Below are 26,472 nucleotides of genomic sequence, written 5' to 3' on the forward strand. Positions count from 1 at the left end.
CCCGATGTGTCAGGCAAACCGCCATTGTCGGAGCGCCGCCCGCAGCAAGCCGGGTCCTACAGGGGTTGCACCAACCCAGAATAACAATCCACAGAGGTTGAATCATGGCTGTTAACAACGATCGTGCAGGCAGTAAACCGTTGATCGAGACACGTTCGATCGACTACATCCCGGAAGCGGAAAGACACGGTCGTCTGTTAAGCCAGTTCACCCTGTGGATGGGTGCCAACCTGCAAATCACCGCGATTGTGACCGGCGCTCTGGCCGTCGTACTGGGCGGTGACGTGTTCTGGTCGTTGATCGGTTTGCTGATCGGGCAACTGATCGGCGGTGGCGTGATGGCGCTGCATGCCGCGCAAGGGCCCAAGCTAGGCCTGCCGCAGATGATCTCCAGCCGCGTGCAGTTCGGCGTGTATGGCGCGGCCATCCCGATCGTGCTGGTGTGTCTGATGTACCTCGGCTTTACCGCAACGGGAACCGTGCTTTCCGGCCAGGCGCTGGGCCAGTTGTTTGGCGTCAGCGACAGCGTCGGCATCCTGATCTTCGCCAGCGTCATCGTGCTGGTCACGGTGCTCGGTTATCGGGTGATCCACTGGATCGGCCGTGTTGCCAGTGTCATTGGCGTGATTGCCTTCGTTTACCTGTTCAGCCGTCTGATGAGCCAGGTTGATGTTGGCGCACTGTTGCAAATCCGCCATTTCAGCTGGAGCAGTTTCTTGCTCGCGGTGTCGCTCGCGGCGTCCTGGCAGATCGCTTTCGGCCCTTACGTGGCTGACTACTCTCGCTACCTGCCGAGCAAGATTTCCTCGGTGAAAACGTTTTTTGCCGCAGGCGCAGGTTCGGTCATTGGTGCGCAGGTAGCGATGGTCCTCGGCGTGTTCGCTGCGGCATCGGCCAACGGCCAATTCGCCGGGCACGAAGTGGCCTATATCGTAGGTTTGGGCGGTACCGGTGCCACCGCTGCGCTGCTGTATTTCAGCATCGCGTTCGGCAAGGTCACCATCTCCACGCTGAACTCCTACGGCAGCTTCATGTGCATTGCGACCATCATCAGCGGTTTCCGTGGTGAGCTGAAGGTCACGCGCTTGCAGCGTCTGGTCTTCGTGCTGGTTATCGTCGGTGCTGCGACCCTGATGGCGTTGCTCGGTCAGCACTCGTTCCTCGGTGCGTTCAAGTCGTTCATCCTGTTCCTGCTGGCGTTCTTTACGCCATGGAGCGCGATCAACCTGGTGGACTACTACTGCATCACTCGCGAGCGCTATGACGTGCCGGCGCTGGCCGATCCGAAGGGTCGGTACGGTCGTTGGAACGCCCTCGGTATCAGCGTTTATGTCTTCGGTGTACTGGTACAACTGCCGTTCATCGCTACCAAGTTCTATACAGGTCCGCTGGTAGAAGTCCTGGGTGGTGTGGATATTTCCTGGATCATCGGTCTGGTGATTCCCGCAGCCCTGTATTACGTGTGCGCGAAAAAATGGCACGGCTCGGTACCCGATCACCTGATTCTGCCGGTCGAGCAGGACAGCGTTGTACAACAAAAAACAAGTGGGGCTGGTCGCGCTGCGGCGCAGGCCTGATTGGACGTGGACAGGGCCGGATGCCTCTTGACTGCCGTAAGCCAATTCATGATTAGGAGCGTCACTACAATGAAATCGAACAAGACCCTGCTGACCACATTGCTTTCCGTGGGCCTGCTCGCCAGCGCCGGCGCCACTCAGGCTGCCGGTTGGTGTGAGTCGGGCAAACCGGTGAAGTTTGCCGGCCTGAACTGGGAAAGCGGCATGCTGCTGACCGACGTGATGCAAATCGTGTTGGAGAAGGGCTACGACTGCAAGACTGACAGCCTGCCGGGCAACTCCATCACCATGGAAAACGCCCTGAGCAGCAACGACATTCAAGTGTTCGCCGAAGAGTGGGTCGGCCGCAGCGAAGTCTGGAACAAGGCCGAGAAGGCCGGCAAGGTTGTCGGTGTCGGCGCTCCGGTCGTTGGCGCAATCGAAGGCTGGTACGTGCCACGCTACGTGATCGAAGGCGACGCCAAGCGCAAGCTGGAGCCCAAGGCCCCGGATCTGAAAGCAATCGCCGATCTGGGCAAATACGCGGCCGTGTTCAAGGACCAGGAAGAGCCCTCCAAGGGCCGTTTCTACAACTGCCCGGCCGGCTGGACCTGTGAACTCGACAACAGCGAAATGCTGAAAAGCTACGGCCTGGAAAGCACCTACACCAACTTCCGCCCAGGCACCGGCCCGGCGCTGGATGCCGCGGTGCTGTCGAGCTACAAGCGTGGCGAGCCGATCCTGTTCTACTACTGGTCGCCAACCCCGCTGATGGGCCAGGTCGATCTGGTCAAGCTTGAAGAAAAACCAGGCGTGGATAAAAGCGTGACCATCAAGGTCGGCCTGTCCAAGACGTTCCACGAGCAAGCCCCGGAACTGGTGGCGGTGCTGGAAAAGGTCAACCTGCCGATCGACCTGCTCAACCAGAACCTCGGGCGTATGGCCAAAGAGCGGATCGAGTCGCCAAAACTGGCCAAGATCTTCTTGAAGGAACATCCTGAAGTCTGGCACGCATGGGTGAGCGAAGACGCAGCCAAGAAAATCGACGCGGCCTTGTAGGTTGAGCCTCTCCGACTGCCGGCGACGGCAGTCGGACGCTTGATCGCAACCCCTTGATTGAGAGTCTCTTATGTTTCCCGAAAGCTTTACCTTTTCCATCGCCGACTGGGTCAACGGTTGGGTCGATTCGCTGGTCACCAACTACGGCGACGTGTTCCGGCAAATCTCCGACACCCTGTTGTGGGCCATCGTCAATCTTGAAGGGCTGCTGCGTGCGGCGCCCTGGTGGCTGATGCTGGCCATCGTGGCGGGCGTTGCCTGGCACGCGACCCGCAAAGTGGTGACCACGGCGGTCATCGTCGGCCTGCTTTTCCTGGTGGGTGCGGTCGGCCTCTGGGACAAGCTGATGCAGACCCTGGCGCTGATGATGGTGGCCACGGTCATTTCGGTGCTGATCGGCATCCCGCTGGGCATTCTCTCGGCACGCAGCAATCGCCTGCGTTCGGTGCTGATGCCGTTGCTGGACATCATGCAGACCATGCCGAGTTTCGTGTACCTGATCCCGGTGCTGATGCTGTTTGGCCTGGGCAAGGTGCCGGCGATTTTCGCCACCGTGATCTACGCTGCACCACCGCTGATCCGCCTGACTGATCTGGGCATTCGCCAGGTTGACGGTGAAGTGATGGAAGCGATCAACGCCTTCGGTGCCAACCGCTGGCAGCAACTGTTTGGCGTGCAACTGCCGCTGGCCCTGCCGAGCATCATGGCCGGGATCAACCAGACCACCATGATGGCCCTGTCGATGGTGGTGATTGCCTCGATGATTGGTGCCCGTGGTCTGGGTGAAGACGTGTTGGTGGGGATTCAGACCCTCAACGTCGGACGTGGCCTGGAAGCCGGTCTGGCGATCGTGATTCTGGCAGTGGTCATCGACCGCATTACTCAGGCGTATGGTCGGCCACGGCATGAGGTGAGCAAATGAACAACGAAGCCATCAGCAAAATCGAAGTCAAAAACGTCTTCAAGATTTTCGGCAACCGTTCCAAGGAAGCGCTGGGCATGATTAGCCAGGGCAAGACCAAGGATCAGGTACTGGCCGAAACCGGCTGCGTGGTCGGCGTGAACGACCTGTCGTTGAGCATCGGCACCGGAGAAATCTTCGTGATCATGGGCCTGTCGGGTTCCGGCAAATCGACCCTGGTGCGCCACTTCAACCGCCTGATCGACCCGACCAGCGGCGCGATCCTGGTGGATGGCGTGGACATCCTGCAATACGACATGGAAGCCCTGCGCGAATTTCGCCGGCACAAGATCAGCATGGTGTTCCAGAGCTTCGGCCTGCTGCCACACAAGACCGTGGTGGACAACGTCGCCTACGGCTTGAAAGTGCGTGGCGAGAGCAAGCAAATGTGCTCCGAGCGCGCGCTGCACTGGATCAACACCGTGGGCCTGAAGGGCTACGAAAACAAATACCCGCACCAGCTCTCGGGCGGTATGCGTCAGCGTGTGGGCCTGGCCCGCGCCTTGGCGGCCGACACCGACATCATCTTGATGGACGAAGCGTTCAGCGCCCTCGACCCGCTGATCCGCGCGGAGATGCAGGACCAGTTGCTGGAACTGCAAAAGACCCTGCACAAGACCATCGTCTTCATTACCCACGACCTCGATGAGGCCGTGCGCATCGGCAATCGCATTGCGATCCTCAAGGATGGGCGACTGATTCAGGTCGGCACGCCGAGGGAGATCCTGCATTCGCCGGCGGATGAGTATGTTGACCGGTTTGTGCAGCGACGCGCGGCGGTGGTTTAAAGAGATTTGCGGCGGGACCGCTTTTGTGGCGAGGGAGCTTGCTCCCGCTCGAGCGCGTAGCGGTCGCAAAAATTTGGGGCCGCTACGCAGCCCAGCGGGAGCAAGCTCCCTCGCCACAGGTGTCACATGTCCATGAATTTTGTATGAGGCTCCATATGTCCCAGGCTGAAAAAATCGTTATCGCCGACGCCCCGTTGCGTTGGCAGGATGTGGTTGCCGTCGCCCGTCATGGCGCACAGCTTGAGCTGTCGGCCCAGGCCTGGGCGCGGATCGATAGTGCCCAGGCCATCGTCCAGCGCATCGTCGCCAGCGGCGAGCGGGCCTACGGCGTCAACACCGGCCTGGGCGCGTTGTGCAACGTCTCGCTCAAAGACGAACAGCTCAGCCAACTGTCGCGCAACACCTTGCTCAGCCACGCCTGTGGCGTTGGCGCACCACTGGCCGACGAGCAGACCCGCGCGATTCTCTGCGCAGCGATCCTGAATTACAGCCAAGGCAAATCCGGCATTCATCGCCGGGTCGTCGAAGCCCTGCTGGCACTGCTCAATCGCGGTATCACCCCGCAAGTGCCGTCCCAGGGTTCGGTGGGTTACCTGACCCACATGGCCCACATCAGCATCGCGCTGTTGGGTGTCGGCAATGTGAGTTATCGCGGGCAGATCGTTTCTGCACAGCAAGCCTTGGCTGAAGAAGGTCTGCAACCGGTTCAGTTGGGTGCCAAAGATGGCTTGTGCCTGGTCAACGGTACGCCGTGCATGTCCGGCCTCAGCTGTCTGGCAATTGCCGATGCGACGCGCCTGGTGCAATGGGCCGACGTGATCGGCGCCATGAGCTTCGAAGCCCAGCGTGGCCAGATCGCGGCGTTCGATGCCGAGATCATCGCGCTCAAACCGCACCCGGGCATGCAGCAGGTCGGAATCAACCTGCGGGCGTTGCTGGATGGCAGTGATGTGATTGCGTCGAGCAAAGGCATTCGCACGCAGGATGCGCTGAGCATCCGTTCGATCCCGCAAGTCCACGGTGCTGCACGGGATCAACTGGCGCACGCGATCCAACAGATCGAAACCGAACTCAACGGCTGCACCGACAACCCATTGCTGCTGGGCACGCCGGACAACTTTCGTGTCATGTCCCAGGCCAACCCGCACGGCCAATCTGTGGCCATGGCGGCGGATTTGCTGGCGATTGCCATGGCCGAAATCGGCTCCATCGCCGAGCGTCGCCTGGACCGCCTGATCAACCCGCACGTCAGCGGCCTGCCGGCCTTTCTGGTGGCGAATCCCGGGGTCAATTCCGGGATGATGATCGTCCAGTACGTCGCCGCTTCGCTGTGTGCGGAAAATCGCCAGTTGGCGCAACCGGCCGTGCTCGACAACTATGTCACCTCGGGCCTGCAGGAAGACCACTTGAGCATGGGCACCAACGCGGCGCTGAAGCTGCATCGCGCCCTGGAAAACTGCACGCAGATCCTCGCCATCGAGTACCTGCTGGCGGCGCAGGCGTTTGAATTTCTCAAGGAACAACGTTTCGGCGCAGGCACCGATGCCGCGTGGCGTCTGCTGCGCGAACGCGTCCCGGCCTACGACCAGGACCGCTGGCTGGCGCCGGACATTGCCGCCGCTGCCGGCGTGTTGAAAGACTCGAATTTGCTGCACAAGGCTTTACCGAACCTCAACTGATTCCACATCAAACCAGCGTGCCAAGGCGCCAGCCCCCCACAAGGTGGGAAGCGACGGACAACGGACATCTCCGGAGCGTCTGGTTAGTTAATAACAAACTCTCAAAAGGAGCTCAAAATGACTGCGCTAAACCTGATTCCCGGCCAACTGAGCCTTGCCCAACTGCGTGATATCTATCAGCAGCCGGTCAAAATCACCCTCGACAACAGCGCCTCGGCCCAGATCGAAGCCAGCGTTGCCTGCGTGGAACAGATCCTCGCCGAGAACCGCACCGCCTACGGCATCAATACCGGTTTCGGCCTGCTGGCTTCGACCCGCATCGCCAGCGAAGACCTGGAAAACCTGCAGCGCTCGCTGGTGTTGTCCCATGCTGCCGGTGTCGGCGAGCCGATCAGCGATGCGCTGGTGCGGTTGGTCATGGTGCTCAAGGTCAACAGCCTGAGCCGTGGTTTCTCCGGCATTCGTCGCGTGGTGATCGACGCGCTGATCGCCCTGATCAACGCCGAGGTTTACCCGCACATTCCGTTGAAAGGTTCGGTCGGTGCCTCCGGCGATTTGGCGCCTTTGGCCCACATGTCGCTGGTCCTGCTGGGCGAAGGCAAGGCTCGCTACAAAGGCGAGTGGATGGAAGCCACTGAAGCATTGAAAATCGCCGGCCTGACCCCGCTGACCCTGGCTGCCAAAGAAGGTCTGGCGCTGCTCAACGGTACTCAGGTTTCCACCGCCTACGCGCTGCGTGGATTGTTCGAAGGCGAAGACCTGTTCGCCGGTGCCGTGGCGATTGGTGCCCTGACGGTCGAAGCCGTACTGGGCTCGCGCTCGCCGTTCGATGCGCGCATCCACGCCGCCCGTGGCCAGAAAGGCCAGATCGATGCCGCTGCCGCTTACCGCGATCTGCTGGGCGAGCGCAGTGAAGTGTCCGACTCGCACCAGAACTGCGAAAAGGTCCAGGATCCGTACTCCCTGCGCTGCCAGCCACAAGTCATGGGCGCTTGCCTGACTCAATTCCGTCAGGCCGCCGAAGTGCTGGCTGTCGAGGCCAACGCGGTTTCCGACAACCCGTTGGTCTTCGCCGCTGAAGGCGATGTGATCTCCGGCGGTAACTTCCACGCCGAACCGGTGGCCATGGCCGCTGACAACATGGCCCTGGCCATCGCTGAAATCGGTTCCCTGAGCGAACGCCGCATCTCGCTGATGATGGACAAGCACATGTCGCAACTGCCGCCGTTCCTGGTGGCCAATGGCGGCGTGAACTCCGGTTTCATGATCGCCCAGGTGACCGCTGCGGCACTGGCCAGCGAGAACAAGGCGTTGTCCCATCCGCATTCGGTGGACAGCCTGCCGACTTCCGCGAACCAGGAAGACCACGTGTCCATGGCGCCGGCTGCCGGCAAGCGCTTGTGGGAAATGGCCGAAAACACCCGCGGTGTTTTGGCGGTGGAATGGTTGGCTGCGGTTCAGGGGCTGGATTTGCGTGAAGGTCTGAAGACTTCGGCGAAGCTGGAAAAGGCTCGTGGGATTCTGCGTAAAGAAGTGCCGTTTTATGAGAAGGACCGCTTCTTTGCGCCGGACATCAATGCGGCGATTGAGTTGTTGGCGACGCGTTGCCTGAATGAACTGGTGTCGGCCAAGCTTTTGCCGAGCCTGTAAGGGCGTCATCGCCAGCAAGCCGGCTCCTACAGTGGATCGCGTAGACCTTGTAGGAGCCGGCTTGCTGGCGATTCGATTTTGAACATTGTGGAGATACGGGATGAAAACTCTCTGGCAACACTGCCACGTCGCAACCATGGCGCAAGGCGTCTACTCGATCATCGAGGACGCGGCCATCGTGACGTCCGGTGCGCACATTGAGTGGGTCGGCCCGCGCAGTGAACTGCCGGCTGGGGAATACCCGGCCGTCAACGATTTGAAAGGGGCCTGGGTCACGCCGGGCCTGATCGACTGCCACACCCACACGGTGTTCGGCGGTAACCGCAGCGGTGAATTCGAGCAGCGCCTGCAAGGCGTCAGCTACGCGGAAATCGCCGCCGCCGGTGGCGGCATCGCCAGCACCGTGCGCGCCACCCGGGCAGCGACCGAAGACGAGCTGTTCGCCAGTGCCGCCAAGCGCCTGAAAAGCCTCATGCGCGACGGCGTGACCACGGTCGAAATGAAATCCGGCTACGGCCTCGACCTGGTCAGTGAACGCAAGATCCTGCGCGTCATCCGTCGCCTCGGCGCCGAGCTGCCGGTCAGCGTGCGCAGCACCTGCCTCGCCGCTCACGCGTTGCCGCCGGAATACGTGGATCGCGCCGACGACTACATCGATCACATCTGCGCTGAAATGCTCCCGGCCCTGGCCGCCGAAGGGCTGGTGGATGCGGTGGACGCGTTCTGCGAATACCTGGCGTTTTCGCCGGCACAGGTCGAGCGCGTGTTCATTACCGCACAAGAACTGGGGCTACCGGTGAAGCTGCATGCCGAGCAATTGTCGTCGTTGCACGGTTCGAGCCTGGCGGCTCGCTACCACGCACTGTCGGCTGATCACCTGGAATTCATGACCGAAGACGACGCCATCGCCATGGCCAAATCCGGCACCGTCGCGGTGCTGTTGCCCGGTGCGTTTTACTTCCTGCGTGAAACCCAATTGCCGCCGATGGACGCCCTGCGCAAACACGGCGTGAAAATCGCCATCGCCAGCGATCTCAACCCGGGCACGTCGCCGGCGCTGTCGTTGCGCTTGATGCTGAACATGGCCTGCACCTGCTTCCGCATGACCCCGGAAGAAGCCCTCGCCGGTGCAACCATTCATGCCGCCACCGCGTTGGGCATGGCCGACACCCACGGTTCGCTGGAAGCCGGCAAGGTCGCGGATTTTGTCGCCTGGCAAATCGATCGTCCCGCCGACCTGTCGTACTGGCTGGGCGGTGACCTGGAAAAACGCGTCGTGCGTCACGGCGTCGAAACGAGCGTCTAGGAGAACAGTTGTGGATAAGGTTCTGAACTTCAAACAAGGCCGCGTGCCGCTGCTGATCAGCATGCCCCATGCCGGCCTGCGCCTGACTCCGGCGGTTGAAGCCGGGTTGATCCCCGATGCACGCAGCCTGCCGGACACTGACTGGCACATCCCGAAGCTCTATGAGTTTGCCGCAGAACTCGGCGCGAGCACGCTGGCTGCCGAGTACTCGCGATTCGTCATCGACCTGAATCGCCCGTCTGACGACAAGCCGCTGTATGTCGGGGCCACCACCGGTCTGTATCCAGCGACGCTGTTCGACGGCATTCCGTTGTTTCGCGAAGGGATGGATCCGTCGGCGGCTGAGCGTGCGACGTATCTGGAGCAGGTGTGGACGCCTTATCACACCACTCTGCAGAACGAACTGGCGCGACTGAAAGCCGAATTCGGCTACGCGCTGCTGTTCGATGCTCATTCGATCCGTTCGATCATCCCGCACCTGTTCGACGGCAAGCTGCCGGACTTCAACCTCGGCACCTTCAACGGCGCCAGTTGCGATCCGCAGTTGGCCACTCAGCTGGAGTCGATCTGCGCCAGGCACACCGATTACAGCCACGTGCTGAACGGTCGTTTCAAGGGCGGCCACATCACCCGGCATTACGGCAACCCGGCCGACAACATCCATGCGGTGCAGCTGGAACTGGGTCAATGCACGTATATGGAAGAGTTCGAGCCGTTCCGCTATCGCCCGGACCTGGCTGAGCCGACGCAGGTTGTGCTCAAGGAATTGCTGCAAGGGCTGTTGGCCTGGGGCCAAAAGCACTACAACGCATAACCCTGTGGGAGCGCGCTTTTGTGGCGAGGGAGCTTGCTCCCGCTCGGCGGCGAAGCCGTCGTAAACCCGGCGAGTCGGGTGTATCTGATAAAACTCGGTTGAACGGGTTGGGGGCTGCTTCGCAACCCAGCGGGAGCAAGCTCCCTCGCCACAGGGTGGGGCTGGTCTCGATACCTGAGCGGAACGGTCGCCACCGTGCAAATCTCGGTCGCTACAGTTCGCTTTTCCCCTCTCGCCGCTGCGTAATGTTTGGGCCACGGTGCACGAAGACACCGGCCCTCACAATAATCTGCCGCACGAGAACGCTCTCTATGACAAGCACCAAAGGTTTGTTCACCCGCTGTCTCTCAATCCTCTGCGGCACCGCTCTTCTGAGCACCAGCGTCCTGGCCAGTGACGACGCGTCCTGCAAGGCCGTGCGCATGGGCGTGGTCAACTGGACCGACGTGATCGCCACCAGCGGCATGGCTGACGTACTGCTCAATGGCCTGGGCTACGAAAGCAAGCAAACCAGCGCCGTGCAGCAAATCATCTTCGCGGGCATCCGCGACAAACGCCTCGATATCTTCCTCGGTTACTGGAAACCGGCGATGGACAAGAACATCGCACCGTTCCTGGATGCCAAACAAGTGAAGGTCCTGGAAAAACCGAGCCTGGCCGACGCCCAAGCGACGCTCGCGGTGCCTCAGTACGTTGCGGACGCCGGGCTGAAAACCTTCGCCGACATCGCCAAGTTCAAAGACAAGCTCGGCGGCAAGATCTATGGCATCGAGCCCGGCAGTGGCGCCAACACCACGATCAAAACCATGATCGAGACCAATCACTTCGGTTTGAAAGACTTCAAGCTGATCGAGTCCGGTGAGGCCGGCATGCTCGCGGCCGTTCAACGGGCGGTGAACCGCAAGGAGTTCGTGGTGTTCGTCGGCTGGACCCCGCACCCGATGAACATCAACATGAAGATCGCCTACCTGACCGGCAGCGAAGACGTTTATGGTCCCAACGAAGGCGCGGCGACGGTCTCGACCGTGACGTCCCCGGACTATGCCGAACGTTGCCCGAATGTGAATCTCCTGCTTCAGAACCTGACGTTCACCGCGGCCCAGGAAAGCCAGCTGATGGTGCCGATCATGGAGCGCAAGACGCCTCAGGACGTTGCCAAACAGTGGCTGCGTGATCATCCGGAAGACCTTCAGCGTTGGTTGGCAGGTGTCACCAGTTTTGATGGCAAGGATGGCGTAGCCACCGTACAAGCCAGCCTGAAAAACTGACCGTAACCACAAAACCTGTGGGAGCGAGCAGGCTCGCTCCCACAGGGTTACGCCCCGTATCCAAAATCCCCGAAGGGACTGGCACCAAGCCCATGGCTCCTTACCCGATTTCTGAACAGATGACGGCATTCGTCGAGAAAACCGTCAGCTTCAACAGCACCGACAGCAGCCTCAACGGTTTGCGCCAGGCCTACAGCGAGATGTGCCGGGCGTTCACCCCGCCGCGTCCCGCCGGGCTGTATGTGGTCGATTTCGAATTGGCCGGGGTGCCAGTGCGGTCCTATCAGCCGCCGGTTTCACCACCGACCGGCGGTGTCCCGTGCATCGTGTACCTGCATGGCGGCGGTTGGGTGGTAGGGGATCTGGACTCCCACGACTTCATTTGCGCCGAGCTTGCGTCGGCACTCGGCGTGCTGGTGATCGCTGTCGATTACCGATTGGCGCCGGAACATCCGTTCCCCGCGGCGTTCGATGATTGTCTGCGTGTCTGGCGCGCGCTGCGAACCGGACCCTTTCAGCTTGACCCCAAGCGCACGTTGATAGCGGGGGACAGCGCCGGTGGCAACCTTGCCGCTGCGTTGTGCCTGGCACTGCGGGATGCGGGCGAGCCAATGCCGGCTGCTCAGGTTTTGATCTATCCGGGGCTCGGTGGCGACCAGCGGCTGGCGTCGCGCAGCGAATGCATCGACGCGCCGTTGCTCGCCAGCAGTGATGTGGATTGTTATCACGCCCTGTACTTGCGCGGCACCCGACAGCCGGGCGCCTATGCCATGCCGTTGCTTGCCGGACACTTCGGCGGACTGCCGCCGGCATTGATCGCCGTGGCGCAATTCGACCCGCTGCGCGATGACGGCGTGCTCTACGCCGAGCAACTGCGGGGCGCTGGCGTCCCCACCACGCTTTATTATGGTGAGGGGCTGGTTCACGGCTGTTTGCGGGCCCGGGGCCAGGTCGCCGAGGTCGACTTGCTGTACGAAACGCTGCTCGGGTATTTGGCTGACAGACTATGACGCTGCAAGGGGCATGCTCATTGGCGTAATTCGGGTTTATGATGCCGGACGGCAGAATAATAGAAGTCCCCCCAGGGATGACCTCGACCCCTTACGGAGCGCGCAATGCAGACTTTGTACCCGCAGATCAAACCCCACGCCCGGCACGATCTGGCCGTCGATGCAACTCACACCCTGTATGTCGACGAAAGCGGTTCACCGGAAGGTTTGCCGGTGGTGTTCATCCACGGCGGCCCCGGTGCCGGGTGCGATGCCCAAAGCCGCCGGTACTTCGATCCGAACCTGTACCGCATCGTGACCTTCGACCAGCGCGGTTGCGGTCGCTCCACGCCCCACGCCAGCCTCGAAAACAACACCACCTGGGATCTGGTCGCCGACCTTGAGCGGATTCGTAAACACCTGGGTATCGAAAAATGGGTGCTGTTCGGCGGCTCCTGGGGCTCGACCCTGGCGCTGGCCTACGCGCAAACCCACCCGGAGCGTGTACACGGTCTGATTCTTCGCGGGATTTTTCTCTGCCGTCCGCAGGAAATCGAGTGGTTCTACCAATGTGGCGCCAGCCGTTTGTTCCCTGATTACTGGCAGGACTATGTCGCGCCGATTCCATTGGATGAGCGCGGCGACTTGCTCAGCGCCTTCCACAAGCGCCTGACCGGCAACGATCAGATCGCCCAGATGCACGCGGCCAAGGCCTGGTCCACCTGGGAAGGCCGGACCGCGACCTTGCGTCCGAATCCGCTGGTGGTCGATCGCTTCTCCGAGCCGCAACGTGCGTTGTCCATCGCACGCATCGAATGCCATTACTTCACCAACAATGCGTTCCTTGAGCCGAACCAGCTGATTCGCGACATGGGCAAGATCGCCCATTTGCCAGGCGTGATCGTCCACGGTCGTTATGACGTGATCTGCCCGCTGGACAATGCCTGGGAACTGCATCAAGCCTGGCCGAACAGCGAACTCCAGGTGATCCGCGACGCGGGCCACGCCGCGTCCGAGCCGGGTATCACCGATGCGCTGGTACGCGCCGCCGGGCAGATGGCTCGCCGCTTGCTCGACCTGCCTCCCGAAGAAGCATGAAGGGCCTGTTGCAACGCGTGCGTGGCGCGCGAGTCGAGGTAGCGGGGGAGGTGGTGGGGGCGGTCGATCAGGGGTTGTTGGTGCTGGTGGCGGTAGAACCTGAGGATACTCGTGCCAGCGCCGACAAACTTCTGCATAAACTGCTTAACTATCGAGTATTCAGTGACGCCGAGGGCAAGATGAATCTGTCTTTGGCGGATGTGGGCGGTGGGCTGCTGCTGGTCTCGCAGTTTACCCTGGCCGCTGACACCAAGAGCGGGTTGCGCCCGAGTTTTTCGACCGCTGCCCCTCCGGCCCTGGGCGAGGAGCTTTTCGACTATCTATTAAGCAAAGCGAAACAGGTGCATGGCACTGTGGCATCAGGTAGATTCGGCGCGGATATGCAGGTGCACCTGGTCAACGATGGCCCGGTCACCTTCCTGTTACAGACGTGAAAGCCCTTGAAACATGTTTTTCAGGGCTTTTCGACTGAAAACAGGGGTTTTTCGCAATAAATACTTTGTTACCCCTGATGCGTTGTAACGCGGCCTACTAGATAATCGCGCGCTACGGGGATCAGCGTTCGTTGGTCCATTTTGACTTAGGTAGAGACTTGTCCGAGACCTGTTGGGGAATCATTTAGCCCCATAGGAGTCGGAACAATGCTCGCCAACCTGGCATATAGATAGCTGGCCGTTGGTTTTTTGATCTGTTTTCGGCGAGGGTTGCTCGTGATTGTTAGTCCCTGTAATGCACCAAAATTGACTGCCAAACGGTTCCGAAGCGCTTTGGTAGCGGGCTCTGCACTGCTTTGCCTGCTCAGCGCCGGCCAGATTTGGGCATTCAATCTGGAGGATGTATCGGTCAAGGCGAAAGAGCTGGCCGGACAAAAATACGAAGCCCCGCGCAGTAACCTGCCGAACGAATTCCGCGAAATGAAATTCGCGGACTATCAAAAAATTCGTTTCCGCACTGAAAAAGCCGAGTGGGCCGATCAGAAAACCCCGTTCAAGCTTTCGTTCTATCACCAGGGCATGCACTTCGATACGCCGGTGAAAATCAACGAAATCACGGCCAACACCGTCGAAGAGATCAAATACGACCCAAGTCGTTTCGATTTCGGCGATGTGAAGTTCGATCCTAAAGCCACCGAACAACTGGGTTATGCCGGTTTCCGTGTGCTTTACCCGATCAACAAGGCCGACAAGCAAGACGAAATCATGACCATGCTCGGCGCGAGCTACTTCCGCGTTGTCGGCAAGGGTCACACCTATGGCTTGTCCGCACGCGGCATGGCCATCGATACCGCATTGCCGTCCGGCGAAGAATTCCCGCGCTTCACCGAATTCTGGATTCAACAGCCAAAGCCGGGTGACAAGCACCTGGTGATCTTCGCGCTGCTGGATTCGCCACGCGCCACCGGTGCTTACCGTCTGACCCTGCGTCCAGGCAGCGACACCATCGTCGACGTCAAGGCCCGCATGTTCCTGCGTGACAAGGTCACCAAGCTTGGCGTTGCGCCGTTGACCAGCATGTTCCTGTTCGGCGCCAACCAGCCGTCGAAAGTGCTGAACTACCGTCGTGAACTGCACGACTCCAGCGGTCTGTCGATCCATGCCGGCAACGGCGAGTGGATCTGGCGTCCACTGAACAATCCAAAACACCTGGCCGTGAGCAACTTCTCGATCGAGAACCCGCGTGGTTTCGGCTTGCTGCAACGTGGGCGCGACTTCAGCCACTACGAAGACCTCGACGACCGCTACGACAAGCGCCCAAGTGCCTGGATCGAACCCAAAGGCGATTGGGGCAAGGGCTCCGTCGATCTGGTAGAGATTCCGACTGCCGACGAAACCAACGACAATATCGTGGCTTTCTGGAGTCCGGAAAAACTGCCTGAGCCTGGCCAGCCGCTGGACGTCGCCTATCGCATGCACTGGACCATCGACGAAGCCGCGCTTCATGCACCGGACAGTGCCTGGGTCCAGCAGACCCTGCGCTCCACGGGTGACGTCAAACAGTCGAACCTGATCCGTCAGCCGGATGGCAGCGTTGCCTATCTGGTGGACTTCGAAGGTCCGTCCCTGGCGGCACTGCCGGAAACCGCAGACGTTCGCAGCCAGGTCAGCGTTGGCGACAATGCCGAGCTGGTCGAGAACAGCGTGCGTTACAACCCTGAAACCAAGGGCTGGCGCTTGACCCTGCGGATGAAAATCAAGGATCCGGGCAAGCCTACCGAGATGCGTGCAGCACTGGTCGAGAACATCGTGCCTGGCGACCTTTCCAAGAATTCGCTGCCAGTCTCCAACTCTTCGGTTGCCAAGGCTGACAAGGTCGCCGCCAAGCAACAAGAGAAGGTGGACAAGGAAGCCAAGGACGCCAAGCAAGCCGAAGCCAAGCAGGCCGACGCCAAGCCAGTTGCCAATACCAAGGACAAGGACAACAAAGACGCCAAGCAGCCTGTTGCTGCGGACGCGGCCCCAGCCACACCGGAATCGGCCTCGACTGAAGAAGTCCTGACCGAGACCTGGAGCTACCAGTTGCCTGCCGATGAGTAATTCTCAAGTAATGCCAGAGACTCTTGCCGAGTATCTGGCGCATCTACCGATGACCGACCAGCAGCGCGCGGAACTCGCGGGCTGCCAGTCCTTCAGCGAATTGCACCAGCGTCTCTCGTCTTCGACGTTTGACGCGCCGGCCGAGGCTGCTCAAGCCTCGGTGGGCCGTCGCCTGACCCTGAACACCGCTGAAGAGCTGGAAGAAGCGGAAATGCTGGCGGTCGACGCCAGCGGTCGGGTTTGCCTCAAGGCAACCCCGCCGATTCGCCGGACCAAAGTCGTGCCGGAGCCGTGGCGCACCAATATTCTGGTGCGTGGCTGGCGCCGTCTGACCGGTCGCACCAATCCGCCGGCCCCGCCGAAGGATGAGCGCGTGCTGCCGGCCGCTCGCTGGCGCACCGTCGGTTCGATCCGTCGCTACATTCTGCTGGTGCTGATGCTCGGCCAGACGATCGTCGCCGGCTGGTACATGAAAGGCATCATGCCGTACCAGGGCTGGTCGTTCGTTGACCTTAACGAAGTGCTACATCAACCGCTGCTGCAGACGGCCACGCAAGTGCTGCCGTATGCGCTGCAAACCAGCATCCTGATTCTGTTCGGGATTCTGTTCTGCTGGGTGTCGGCCGGTTTCTGGACCGCGCTGATGGGCTTCCTCGAGTTGCTCACCGGCCACGACAAGTACCGCATCTCCGGCAAAAGTGCCGGCAACGAACCGATCGCCAAGGACGCGCGCACCGCACTGGTGATGCCGATCTGCAACGAAGACGTGCCGCGCGTATTTGCCGGTTTGCGGGCGACGTTCGAGTCGGTGGCGGCGACGGGTGACCTGGATCGTTTCGACTTCTTCGTCCTCAGTGACAGTAACGACGCGGACATCTGTGTAGCCGAGCAACAAGCCTGGCTGGACGTCTGCCGTGAAGCCAAGGGCTTCGGCAAGATTTTCTATCGCCGTCGTCGCCGTCGTGTGAAACGTAAAAGCGGCAACCTCGACGACTTCTGCCGTCGCTGGGGCGGTGATTACAAGTACATGGTCGTGCTCGACGCAGACTCCGTGATGAGCGGCGACTGCCTGACCAGCCTGGTGCGCTTGATGGAAGCCACGCCGGACGCCGGGATCATCCAGACCGCGCCGCGTGCGTCGGGCATGGACACGCTGTATGCGCGCATGCAGCAGTTCGCGACCCGCGTATACGGTCCGCTGTTCACCGCCGGCTTGCACTTCTGGCAGTTGGGTGAATCCCACTACTGGGGCCACAACGCGATCATCCGCATGAAGCCGTTCATCGAGCACTGCGCCCTGGCGCCGTTGCCGGGTAAAGGTGCGTTTGCCGGTGCGATTCTGTCCCACGACTTCGTCGAAGCTGCGCTGATGCGCCGTGCCGGCTGGGGCGTGTGGATTGCCTACGATTTGCCGGGCAGCTACGAAGAACTGCCGCCGAACCTGCTGGACGAACTCAAGCGTGACCGTCGCTGGTGCCACGGCAACCTGATGAACTTCCGTCTGTTCCTGGTCAAGGGTATGCACCCGGTTCACCGTGCGGTGTTCCTGACCGGCGTGATGTCTTACCTGTCGGCGCCGCTGTGGTTCTTCTTCCTCGTGCTGTCGACGGCGCTGCTGGCGGTCAACACGCTGATGGAGCCGCAATACTTCATGGAGCCACGACAGCTGTATCCGCTGTGGCCGCAATGGCATCCGGACAAGGCGGTCGCGCTGTTCTCGACCACGGTCGTGCTGCTGTTCCTGCCGAAGCTGTTGAGCATCATCCTGATCTGGGCCAAGGGCGCGAAAGAGTTCGGTGGCAAGTTCAAGGTGACCTTGTCGATGCTGCTGGAGATGCTGTTCTCCATGCTGCTGGCGCCGGTGCGGATGATTTTCCACACCCGTTTCGTCCTCGCCGCGTTCCTCGGCTGGGCTGCGACCTGGAACTCGCCACAACGTGATGACGACTCCACACCATGGAGCGAAGCGGTCAAGCGCCACGGTCCGCAAACCTTGCTGGGCTTCTTCTGGGCCCTGCTGGTGATCTGGCTGAACCCGAGCTTCCTGTGGTGGCTGGTGCCGATCGTCGGTTCGTTGATGCTGTCGATCCCGGTGTCGGTGATTTCCAGCCGTGTCGGCCTGGGCCTCAAGTCCCGTGACGAGAGCCTGTTCCTGATCCCTGAGGAATACAATCCGCCACAGGCGCTGCTGGCAACCGATCAGTACACCCACGAAAACCGTTGGCACGCGCTGAACGACGGCTTCATCCGCGCGGTGGTCGATCCGCTGCAGAACGCCTTGGCGTGCTCGCTGGCGACCTCGCGTCACGGTCAGGCGGAGCCGATCGAATGGTTGCGCATCGAGCGAGTGCGTCACGCCTTGAAAGTCGGGCCTGACGGCCTGAACAACAATGAGCGTGTGCAATTGCTGAGCGACCCGGTGGCATTGGCTCGCTTGCATGAGCAGATCTGGAATGAAGGCCACCCCGAGTGGCTGCAGGCCTGGCGCAAATCGGTGAAAGCCGATCCCCATGCGCCGCTGCTGCCGCTCAAGCCGCTGAGTGCGCAGCCTCAGTTGGCGTAACAAAGAGCCCCGCTAGCCAGCGGGGCTTTTTTTCGCCTGAACGTTGCCAAACCCTTGTGCAAACGGACGAGTGCGTTAGCATCCGTCCCCGAATTGGTGCGCCCGGACAATTTTCTGTTCGTATCGGGCGGTTTCCTAAAGGAAATCCGCCGTTTGCGCGCCTCACAACGCAATGGTTTTGGGGACTTGATGATGAAGAAGTATCTGTCGATGCTGCTGGTCGGCGTCACGGCATGGGTTGCAGTCAGCGCGGCGCAGGCCGGTGCCATCGATGACGCGGTCAAGCGCGGCACGCTGAAAGTCGGCATGGACCCGACGTACATGCCGTTCGAAATGACCAACAAGCGCGGCGAAATCATCGGTTTCGAAGTCGACATCCTCAAAGCGATGACCAAGGCGATGGGCGTCAAGCTGGAGCTGGTGTCCACCGGTTACGACGGCATCATCCCGGCCCTGCTGACCGACAAGTTCGACATGATCGGCAGCGGCATGACCCTGACCCAGGAGCGCAACCTGCGCCTGAACTTCAGCGAACCGTTCATCGTGGTCGGTCAGACCCTGCTGATCCGCAAGGAGCTGGAAGGCACGATCAAGTCCTATAAAGACCTGAACACCGCCGACTACCGCATCACCTCCAAACTCGGTACCACTGGCGAGATGGTCGCTAAAAAGCTGATCTCCAAGGCCAAGTACCACGGCTACGACAACGAGCAGGAAGCCGTGCTCGACGTGGTCAACGGCAAGGCCGATGCCTTTATCTACGACGCGCCGTACAACGTCGTGGCCGTGAACAAGGTCGGCGCCGGCAAGCTGGTGTTCCTCGACAAGCCGTTCACCTATGAGCCGCTGGCCTTCGGCCTGAAGAAGGGTGATTACGACAGCCTCAACTTCATCAACAACTTCCTGCACCAGATCCACGAAGACGGCACCTACGATCGTATTCATGACAAGTGGTTCAAGGACACTGCCTGGCAGAAGGACATGGAATAAGGCCCGGTCAGATAGACCGCGTCGCGTCCAATCGCCAGCAGGCTGGCTCCCACACTGAAATGCATTCCCCTGTGGGAGCCAGCCTGCTGGCGATGACGGCCTCCAAGGCAACACACATTCCGGAACCTGCAATGAAACAGAAAAAAGCCCAATGGCCCTGGCACGTCTTGACCGTGCTCGTGCTGATCGGCCTGGCCGGCGCGCTGTATTACGCCACCTCGCTGATGTCCTACGAATGGCGCTGGAACCGCGTGCCGCAATACTTCGCCTACCACGCCGAGGAGTCCCAGCGCGCCGCCGACATCTCCACCGTCAGCGAACTGGTGCGCAAGGGCGATAAAGCCGAGGTCACCCTGCGCAATGACGCGGGTGACGAGCAGCGTGTGACCGTCGACGACAACAGCCTGCAAGTCGCCCAAGGCGATGACGTGGCAGAAGGTGACGTGATCGGCGTGACTCGCCATTGGGCCGCCGGACCGCTGATGTGGGGTCTCTGGACCACGTTGTGGTTGTCCGTGGTGTCTGGCGTGCTCGGGTTGCTGATCGGTCTCGCCACTGGCTTGTGTCGTCTATCGAACAACCCGACTTTGCGCGATCTCTCGACCATCTATGTCGAACTGGTGCGCGGTACACCGTTGCTGGTGCAGATCTTCATTTTCTACTTCTTCATCGGCACCGTGATGAACCTGTCTCGGGAGTTCGCCGGGGTCGCCGCGTTGTCGCTGTTCACCGGTGCCTATGTCGCTGAGATCATCCGTTCCGGCGTGCAGTCCATTGCCCGTGGCCAGAACGAAGCCGCCCGTTCTCTGGGCTTGAGCGCTGGCCAGTCGATGCGCCACGTGGTGCTGCCGCAAGCCTTGAAGCGGGTGCTGCCGCCGCTGGCCGGGCAGTTCATCAGTCTGGTCAAGGACACCTCGCTGGTGTCGGTGATCGCGATTACCGAGCTGCTGAAAAGCGGCCGTGAAGTCATCACCACCTCTTTTTCGCCGTTCGAAATATTGTTCTGCGTGGCTGGGTTGTACCTGTTGATCAACCTGCCGCTGTCGAAAATCGCCAGTCGGCTTGAGCGGAGGCTCGCGCAAAGTGATTGAAGTCCGCGATCTGGTAAAAGTCTTCGACACCCGTGGCCAGGTGGTGCGCGCGGTGGATAACGTCACCACGCACGTGGCGAAAGGCGAAGTGCTGGTGGTGATCGGCCCGTCCGGTTCCGGCAAGTCGACCTTCCTGCGCTGCCTCAACGGCCTGGAAGAATTCGACTCGGGTTCGGTGAGCATCGACGGCCTGCAACTGGCCGACCCGAAAACCGACGTGAACGCCTACCGCCGCGAAGTCGGCATGGTGTTCCAGCATTTCAACCTGTTCCCGCACATGACCGTGCTGGAAAACCTGTGCCTGGCGCAGAAAGTCGTGCGCAAGCGCGGCAAGAAGGAGCGCGAGGCCAAGGCCCTGGCGTTGCTGGAGAAGGTCGGCATTGCGCAGAAGGCCAACGAGTTTCCATCGCGCTTGTCCGGGGGGCAGCAACAACGTGTGGCGATTGCCCGGGCCTTGGCCATGGAACCCAAGGTCATGCTGTTCGATGAGCCGACGTCAGCGCTTGATCCGGAAATGGTCGGCGAAGTGCTGGACGTGATGAAAACCCTGGCCGTGGAAGGCATGACCATGGTCTGCGTCACCCATGAAATGGGCTTTGCCCGGGAAGTGGCGGACCGGGTGCTGTTCTTCGATCACGGCAAACTGCTGGAAGATGCCTCGCCGGCCGAGTTCTTTGATGCGCCGAAGGATCCGCGGGCGCAGGCATTCTTGCGGCAGGTTCTCTAACAGTAGCGCCTTGGGGGCCGCTAATCGCTAGCAGGCTAGCTCCCACAGTGGATTTGTGGTGTTCACACCAAACCCTGTGGGAGCCAGCCTGCTGGTGATTGCATCACCTCGGTCTCAAGCGGACCGAGGCATTCGCATCACCTCAAACCTTGAACCGCCCAACCAGCATCTGCAGATGCGTCCCCAACCGCGCCAGCTCGACGCTGGAGGCCGCGGTCTCTTCACTGGCCGCCGAGGTCTGCTCGGACACATCGCGCACGTTCAGCACGCTCCGGTTGATCTCCTCTGCCACCGCGGTTTGCTGCTCGGCAGCGGCGGCGATCTGCTGGTTCATCGACTGAATCGCCGACACGGTGCGGGTGATGCTTTCCAGTGAGCCACCGGCGCGGCGGGTCAGTTCCACGCTGCTGTCGGTCAGGCTGCGGCTGTTGTCCATGATGGTGGCTACTTGCTGGGTGCCGGTTTGCAGGCCGACGATCAGCTCTTCGATTTCCTCGGTGGACTTCTGGGTGCGCTGGGCCAGGCTGCGGACTTCATCGGCGACCACCGCAAAACCACGTCCGGCCTCACCGGCACGGGCTGCTTCAATCGCCGCGTTGAGCGCCAACAGGTTGGTTTGCTGAGCCACGGATTTGATCACGTCGAGCACGCTGCCGATCTTGTCACTCTCGCGTTTGAGGTCACCCATGGCGGCGGTGGAATTGCCGACTTCCAGGGCCAGGCGCTCAATCTGGGCGATGGCTTCGCCGACCACTTTGTCGCCTTCACGAGCCTGTTGGTCGGCGGCGACGGCAGCTTCGGAGGCTTCTTCGGCGTTACGCGCGACTTCCTGCACGGTGGCGGTCATCTCGTTCATTGCCGTAGCCACCTGGTCGGTCTCGACCTTCTGGCTGTTGACCCCGGCGCTGGTCTGCTCGGTGACGGCCGATAACTCTTCGGCGGCGCTGGCGATTTGCGTAACGCCATCGCTGATCCCACCGATCAGTTCGCGCAAGCCCAGGGTCATGCTCTGCATGGCGCGCTGGAGCTGGCCCAATTCATCGCGACGTTCGGAAACAAGGTTTTGCGTCAGGTCGCCAGCTGCCACACGCTCGGCCACTTTGAGGGTCTGGTTCAGCGGGATCACGATCTGGCGAGTGATTGCCCATGCCGCCAGCAAGCCAAACGCCAGGGCCAGAACAGTCGCCATCAGCAGCATGTTCTTGGCGTGCGCGGCGTCGGTGTCACGGACGATGGTTTGCGAAACGGTCAGTTTCTTGCTCACGTCGAGCAAGATATCGCCTTGCTCGGCCATACGCTTGAGCGCGGCGGCACTGGCCACTTGCGAGTCGCGGAACTGGCTGACGGCGGCGCGGTAGGCTTTGAGCGAATCGGTAGCCTGTTGCAGGTTGGCGATGTGCTGTTCCGGCAGTTTGGACGGCAGGCTTTCAAGGTTCTTCAGGGCGTTGTCGATGGCGTCCAGCGCCGGTTTCTCGGCCTCGGTCTTGCCGCTGTAGGTGTAGCCGCGCACCTGGAAGCGTGCCTGCTGAATCAGTTTGCTCAGATCGATCACGCTGTTGAAGTCGGCGACGCTGTCGCCTTGCAGCATGGATTTTTCGACCTCGGCGACGCGGGCCACCGCATTGTCGGCGGTCGCGCCCAGTTTGCTGCGGGCGTCTTCGCGGGTGGCGCCGGCCTGGGTCATTGCGATGAAGGCTTGTTTGTACTGGCTGACGGCGGCCAGTTGCTGGTCGATCATCGCCACGTCAGATGGCTGTTCGATCAATTTGCGCGCGGTTTGCAAACCGGCGTCGAGTTGGCTCAGCAGGTCGTTGACGGCGGCCGGGCCTTGTTCGCCCCGGCGCATTTCGTAGTCCAGACGGGCCAGACGCAGGTCTTTGGTCAGGTCGTTGAGGCTGGCAATGAACCCCAGCTTGTCGCCACGGCTCATCACGCCCGTCAGGCCGGTCCAGCCGGTGAAGGTGATCAGCAACGTCAGCAGCAGCACCAGACCGAAGCCGATCCCCAGTTTGCGATTGACGCTTACATTTCCCAGATTCTCGGCTAGCCAACGGTACATGCTGCTACTCCCTCGGACTACAAATTGGTTTTATGGGGTCTGTATCGGCAGGCGAGCACGAATCTGTAGGCGCAACGCGGTATTCAGGCGAGTAAACACCTGTGGTGTGGTAATGCAGTTCATTTAAGACAATCTTCAGTCAAGCAAGAATCTGTGGCGAGGGGATTTATCCCCGTTCGGCTGCGAAGCAGTCGTATATCCAGACTACTTTGTTTGTCTGGAAAGACGTTGGGGCCGCTTCGCTGCCCAACGGGGATAAATCCCCTCGCCACAGGGGACCGTGTTTGAGTTAGAACAGGCGGGCGAGCAGCGCGGTAACGGCGGTTTCGACGCGCAGGATGCGCTCGCCGAGTTGTACCGGTTGCAGACCGGACTTGGCCAGCAGGTCGATTTCGTAAGGGATCCAGCCACCCTCGGGGCCGATGGCCAGGGTCACCGGTTCATCCAGGCCGCGGGGGCAGGGCGGGTAATTGCCCGGGTGACCCACCAGGCCGAGCGTACCTTCGGAAATGGCCGGCAGTCGATCTTCGACGAACGGTTTGAAGCGCTTTTCGATGACGATTTCCGGCAGCACGCTGTCCCTGGCCTGTTCCAGGCCGAGGATCAATTGCTCACGAATGGCTTCTGGCTCCAGAAACGGCGTTTGCCAGAAGCTCTTCTCGACGCGATAGCTGTTCACCAGAATGATTCGTGGCACACCCATAGCCGCCACGGTCTGAAACACCCTGCGCAGCATTTTCGGCCGTGGCAGGGCCAATACCAGTGTCAGTGGCAGCTTGGCCGGTGGTGGCTGGTCAAGGGTGACGCGCAGTTCGGCTTCATCAGCGTCCAGTCGCAGCACTTCGGCCGCACCCATAAGGCCGCCGATACGCCCGATGCGCATGCTGTCACCCACTTCGCAACGGTGGACTTCCTGCATGTGCGTCAACCGGCGATCACGCAGGATCACCCGGTCGGCCGCAATGAAGTCGGCCTCTTCGAGGAGCAGCAGGTTCACGGCTGGGTCGCTGGCGGCTGGTCGTTGTGATCGTCTGCAGGCTGGTTGTCCGGCTGATCGTCTGGATGGTCGCCGCGCTTGCTGATCAGACCACCGAACAGGATGCCGATCTCGAACAGCAGCCACATCGGTACAGCCAACAGCGTCTGCGAGAAGATGTCCGGCGGTGTCAGGATCATGCCGACCACGAAGCAGCCGATGATCACGTAGGGGCGGATTTTCTTCAGGTATTTGACGTCGACCACGCCGATCCATACCAGCAGCACCACGGCCACCGGGATCTCGAACGCCACGCCGAAGGCGAAGAACAGCGTCATGACGAAGTCGAGGTAGCTGCTGATGTCGGTCATCATTTCCACGCCGGCCGGGGTGGCGGCGGCGAAGAATTTGAAAATCAGCGGGAACACCAGGTAATAGGCGAACGCCATGCCGGCGTAGAACAGCATGATGCTGGACACCAGCAACGGCACGGCGATGCGCTTCTCATGCTTGTACAGGCCCGGTGCGATGAAGCCCCAGATCTGATGCAGGATCACCGGGATCGCCAGGAACAGCGAGACCATCATGGTCAGCTTCAGTGGCGTCAGGAACGGCGACGACACGTCGGTGGCGATCATCGTCGCGCCCACCGGCAGGTACTGACGCAGCGGCGTCGAGACGAAGGTGTAGATCTGCTGGGTGAACGCGAACAACCCGGCGAAGATGATGAAGATCGCCGCTACGCAACGCAGCAGGCGGGTACGCAACTCGGTGAGGTGCGAAACCAGCGGCATGTGCTGGTCGTTTTCAGGAAGATCGCTCATGGGGCTCGCGGCGGCAGTGTTGGGTCATGAGGGGCCGGCGCAACAGGCGCAGCCGCAGGCGTGGCAGGTTCAACCGGTGGCGTTGCAACAACGGGCGCAGGTGCTACAGCGGCGACAGCAGGTGCTGGCTCGGAGGCGGGGGCATGAATCGTTTGCTCCGCGACCGGTTCAACAGGCTGAACGGGCGTGGCCTCCTGCTGGGTCGGCGTGAAAATCTTCCGCGCCTCCTGTTCCAGCGACAGGATGTGCTCGTTGTGCAGTTGCCGACGAATCTCGTCGGCACCGATTTCACGTTCAACTTCCTGTTTGATCGCGTTGAAGCTGCGCTTCAGACGACCGACCCACAGGCCGGCGGTGCGCGCAGCACCCGGCAGGCGCTCGGGGCCCAGCACCAGCAGGGCGACGAGGCCGACGAGCAGCAGTTCAGAGAAGCTGATACCAAACATTAGTCAGTGCTCACACGTCTTTGCGGATCGGCTCTTCGACTTTTTGCGCCTGCACGTCAATGGTGTGCGGCTGGTTCACGGACTGAGTGGTCTGTGGCTGAACAGGTGGAACCGGTTGCGCCGGGGTAACGGTAGGGTCGGCCGGTTTTTCGTCATCGTTCATGGCTTTCTTGAAACCCTTGATCGACTCGCCCACGTCAGTGCCGAGGTTCTTCAGTTTCTTGGTGCCGAACACCAGCACGACAACAACCAGGATGACGATCCAGTGTTTCCAGTCAAAAATGCCCATGTTGCTGCTCCTCTCTAATAGTTGTTCAGGCGGACGGGCGCGAGGCTTTCTCGGCGTGTCCGGACAGACCGAAACGACGGTCCAGTTCATCGAGTACAGCCTGTGGATGCTGCCCCAGTTGGGCGAGCATGACCATGCTGTGGAACCACAGGTCGGCGGTCTCGTAGATCACATCACTGCAGTCGCCGCTGATGGCGGCATCCTTGGCGGCAATGATGGTTTCGACCGACTCTTCGCCGACTTTTTCCAGAATCTTGTTCAAGCCCTTGTGGTACAGGCTGGCGACATACGAGCTGTCGGCGGCGGCGCCTTTGCGCGCTTCCAGCACCTCGGCCAGACGGGTCAGAGTGTCACTCATGGGTGTGTCCTGCGGAATAAATGGCGTGCGGGTCCTTGAGCACTGGATCGACGGTTTTCCAGTCGCCGTTCTCGAAGACGCGGTAGAAGCAGCTCTGGCGGCCGGTATGGCAGGCGATGTCACCGATCTGCTCGACCATCAGGATGATCACGTCGGCGTCACAGTCCAGGCGCATCTCGTGCAGCGTTTGCACGTGGCCGGACTCTTCGCCCTTGCGCCATAGCTTGCCACGGGAACGTGACCAGTAAATGGCACGGTTCTCGGCAGCGCTCAGTTCCAGTGATTCGCGGTTCATCCAGGCCATCATCAGGACGCGCCCGGTCTTGTGATCCTGGGCAATCGCCGGCACCAGGCCGTCTGCGTCCCACTTGATCTCGTCCAGCCAGTTTTTCATCTTCGACTCCGACAGCGGGTTCCACACTTCATGAGCAGAACCCAAGCGTTCAA

Annotated in this window: 24 protein-coding genes; 17 read left to right on the forward strand and 7 right to left on the reverse strand. The window is 60.8% G+C overall.

Annotated elements, in window-relative coordinates:
- Positions 1–104 precede the first annotated feature (104 nt).
- From ACA075_RS01695 to ACA075_RS01775, 17 genes are all read left to right on the forward strand, one after another.
- Entirely contained in the window at positions 105–1,577 is a 1,473-nt protein-coding gene (locus tag ACA075_RS01695; protein WP_497297028.1) for a purine-cytosine permease family protein, read from the forward strand.
- Positions 1,578–1,646: 69 nt separating this feature from the next.
- On the forward strand, positions 1,647–2,615 hold the full coding sequence (locus tag ACA075_RS01700) for an ABC transporter substrate-binding protein (RefSeq protein ID WP_219093340.1): 969 nt from the start codon (positions 1,647–1,649) through the stop codon (positions 2,613–2,615).
- Positions 2,616–2,685: 70 nt separating this feature from the next.
- The gene (locus ACA075_RS01705) at positions 2,686–3,537 is read left to right on the forward strand and encodes an ABC transporter permease (protein ID WP_045061975.1); all 852 of its coding nucleotides are present in this window, start codon (positions 2,686–2,688) and stop codon (positions 3,535–3,537) included.
- Positions 3,534–4,364: a quaternary amine ABC transporter ATP-binding protein gene (locus tag ACA075_RS01710; protein WP_497297029.1), complete on the forward strand. Its 831-nt coding sequence runs from the start codon at positions 3,534–3,536 to the stop codon at positions 4,362–4,364. Before ACA075_RS01705 ends, ACA075_RS01710 begins: the two co-directional genes overlap by 4 nt.
- A gap of 155 nt (positions 4,365–4,519) precedes the next feature.
- On the forward strand, positions 4,520–6,043 hold the full coding sequence (gene hutH, locus ACA075_RS01715; protein ID WP_497297030.1) for a histidine ammonia-lyase: 1,524 nt from the start codon (positions 4,520–4,522) through the stop codon (positions 6,041–6,043).
- A gap of 117 nt (positions 6,044–6,160) precedes the next feature.
- Complete coding sequence (hutH, locus tag ACA075_RS01720) at positions 6,161–7,693, forward strand: histidine ammonia-lyase (RefSeq protein ID WP_497297031.1); 1,533 nt, start codon at positions 6,161–6,163, stop codon at positions 7,691–7,693.
- A gap of 100 nt (positions 7,694–7,793) precedes the next feature.
- Positions 7,794–8,999 (forward strand): imidazolonepropionase, encoded by a 1,206-nt coding sequence (gene hutI, locus ACA075_RS01725; protein WP_497297033.1) that lies wholly within the window; start codon positions 7,794–7,796, stop codon positions 8,997–8,999.
- A gap of 10 nt (positions 9,000–9,009) precedes the next feature.
- The gene (hutG, locus tag ACA075_RS01730) at positions 9,010–9,813 is read left to right on the forward strand and encodes an N-formylglutamate deformylase (RefSeq protein WP_497297034.1); all 804 of its coding nucleotides are present in this window, start codon (positions 9,010–9,012) and stop codon (positions 9,811–9,813) included.
- Positions 9,814–10,124: 311 nt separating this feature from the next.
- A complete protein-coding gene (locus ACA075_RS01735) occupies positions 10,125–11,081 on the forward strand; it encodes a choline ABC transporter substrate-binding protein (protein WP_497297035.1) in 957 nt (318 codons plus the stop codon).
- A 92-nt stretch (positions 11,082–11,173) separates the two neighbouring features.
- Positions 11,174–12,091: an alpha/beta hydrolase gene (locus ACA075_RS01740; protein WP_497297036.1), complete on the forward strand. Its 918-nt coding sequence runs from the start codon at positions 11,174–11,176 to the stop codon at positions 12,089–12,091.
- A 105-nt stretch (positions 12,092–12,196) separates the two neighbouring features.
- Entirely contained in the window at positions 12,197–13,168 is a 972-nt protein-coding gene (pip, locus tag ACA075_RS01745; RefSeq protein WP_219093355.1) for a prolyl aminopeptidase, read from the forward strand.
- Positions 13,165–13,602, forward strand: a complete 438-nt coding sequence (gene dtd, locus ACA075_RS01750; RefSeq protein ID WP_150639720.1) for a D-aminoacyl-tRNA deacylase — start codon at positions 13,165–13,167, stop codon at positions 13,600–13,602. Before pip ends, dtd begins: the two co-directional genes overlap by 4 nt.
- A 276-nt stretch (positions 13,603–13,878) precedes the next feature.
- A complete protein-coding gene (locus tag ACA075_RS01755; RefSeq protein ID WP_497297037.1) occupies positions 13,879–15,702 on the forward strand; it encodes a glucan biosynthesis protein in 1,824 nt (607 codons plus the stop codon).
- A complete protein-coding gene (mdoH, locus tag ACA075_RS01760; RefSeq protein ID WP_497297038.1) occupies positions 15,695–18,265 on the forward strand; it encodes a glucans biosynthesis glucosyltransferase MdoH in 2,571 nt (856 codons plus the stop codon). The genes ACA075_RS01755 and mdoH overlap by 8 nt, the downstream gene beginning before the upstream one ends.
- A 192-nt stretch (positions 18,266–18,457) precedes the next feature.
- Entirely contained in the window at positions 18,458–19,255 is a 798-nt protein-coding gene (locus tag ACA075_RS01765) for a transporter substrate-binding domain-containing protein (protein WP_497299183.1), read from the forward strand.
- A 131-nt stretch (positions 19,256–19,386) separates the two neighbouring features.
- The gene (locus ACA075_RS01770) at positions 19,387–20,346 is read left to right on the forward strand and encodes an amino acid ABC transporter permease (protein WP_407013199.1); all 960 of its coding nucleotides are present in this window, start codon (positions 19,387–19,389) and stop codon (positions 20,344–20,346) included.
- Complete coding sequence (locus tag ACA075_RS01775; RefSeq protein ID WP_109627537.1) at positions 20,339–21,073, forward strand: amino acid ABC transporter ATP-binding protein; 735 nt, start codon at positions 20,339–20,341, stop codon at positions 21,071–21,073. Before ACA075_RS01770 ends, ACA075_RS01775 begins: the two co-directional genes overlap by 8 nt.
- Positions 21,074–21,215: 142 nt before the next feature.
- Here the strand turns inward: ACA075_RS01775 and ACA075_RS01780 are convergent, their stop codons facing one another.
- From ACA075_RS01780 to hisI, 7 genes are all read right to left on the reverse strand, one after another.
- Entirely contained in the window at positions 21,216–23,132 is a 1,917-nt protein-coding gene (locus ACA075_RS01780) for a methyl-accepting chemotaxis protein (protein WP_497297039.1), read from the reverse strand.
- Positions 23,133–23,421: 289 nt separating this feature from the next.
- On the reverse strand, positions 23,422–24,129 hold the full coding sequence (locus ACA075_RS01785) for a 16S rRNA (uracil(1498)-N(3))-methyltransferase (protein ID WP_497297040.1): 708 nt from the start codon (positions 24,127–24,129) through the stop codon (positions 23,422–23,424).
- Positions 24,126–24,932: a twin-arginine translocase subunit TatC gene (gene tatC / locus ACA075_RS01790; protein ID WP_010464487.1), complete on the reverse strand. Its 807-nt coding sequence runs from the start codon at positions 24,930–24,932 to the stop codon at positions 24,126–24,128. Before tatC ends, ACA075_RS01785 begins: the two co-directional genes overlap by 4 nt.
- Positions 24,929–25,378, reverse strand: a complete 450-nt coding sequence (tatB, locus tag ACA075_RS01795; RefSeq protein ID WP_497297041.1) for a Sec-independent protein translocase protein TatB — start codon at positions 25,376–25,378, stop codon at positions 24,929–24,931. Before tatB ends, tatC begins: the two co-directional genes overlap by 4 nt.
- A gap of 10 nt (positions 25,379–25,388) precedes the next feature.
- Positions 25,389–25,667 (reverse strand): twin-arginine translocase TatA/TatE family subunit, encoded by a 279-nt coding sequence (locus tag ACA075_RS01800; RefSeq protein ID WP_010464483.1) that lies wholly within the window; start codon positions 25,665–25,667, stop codon positions 25,389–25,391.
- 25 nt (positions 25,668–25,692) lie between these two features.
- Positions 25,693–26,025 carry a phosphoribosyl-ATP diphosphatase gene (locus ACA075_RS01805; RefSeq protein ID WP_008025232.1) on the reverse strand — a complete coding sequence of 111 codons (333 nt, stop codon included), beginning with the start codon at positions 26,023–26,025 and terminating at the stop codon, positions 25,693–25,695.
- Positions 26,018–26,419, reverse strand: a complete 402-nt coding sequence (gene hisI / locus ACA075_RS01810; RefSeq protein ID WP_219093380.1) for a phosphoribosyl-AMP cyclohydrolase — start codon at positions 26,417–26,419, stop codon at positions 26,018–26,020. The genes ACA075_RS01805 and hisI overlap by 8 nt, the downstream gene beginning before the upstream one ends.
- Positions 26,420–26,472: the final 53 nt, after the last annotated feature.

The sequence above is a fragment of the Pseudomonas sp. LBUM1663 genome, from assembly GCF_059695905.1.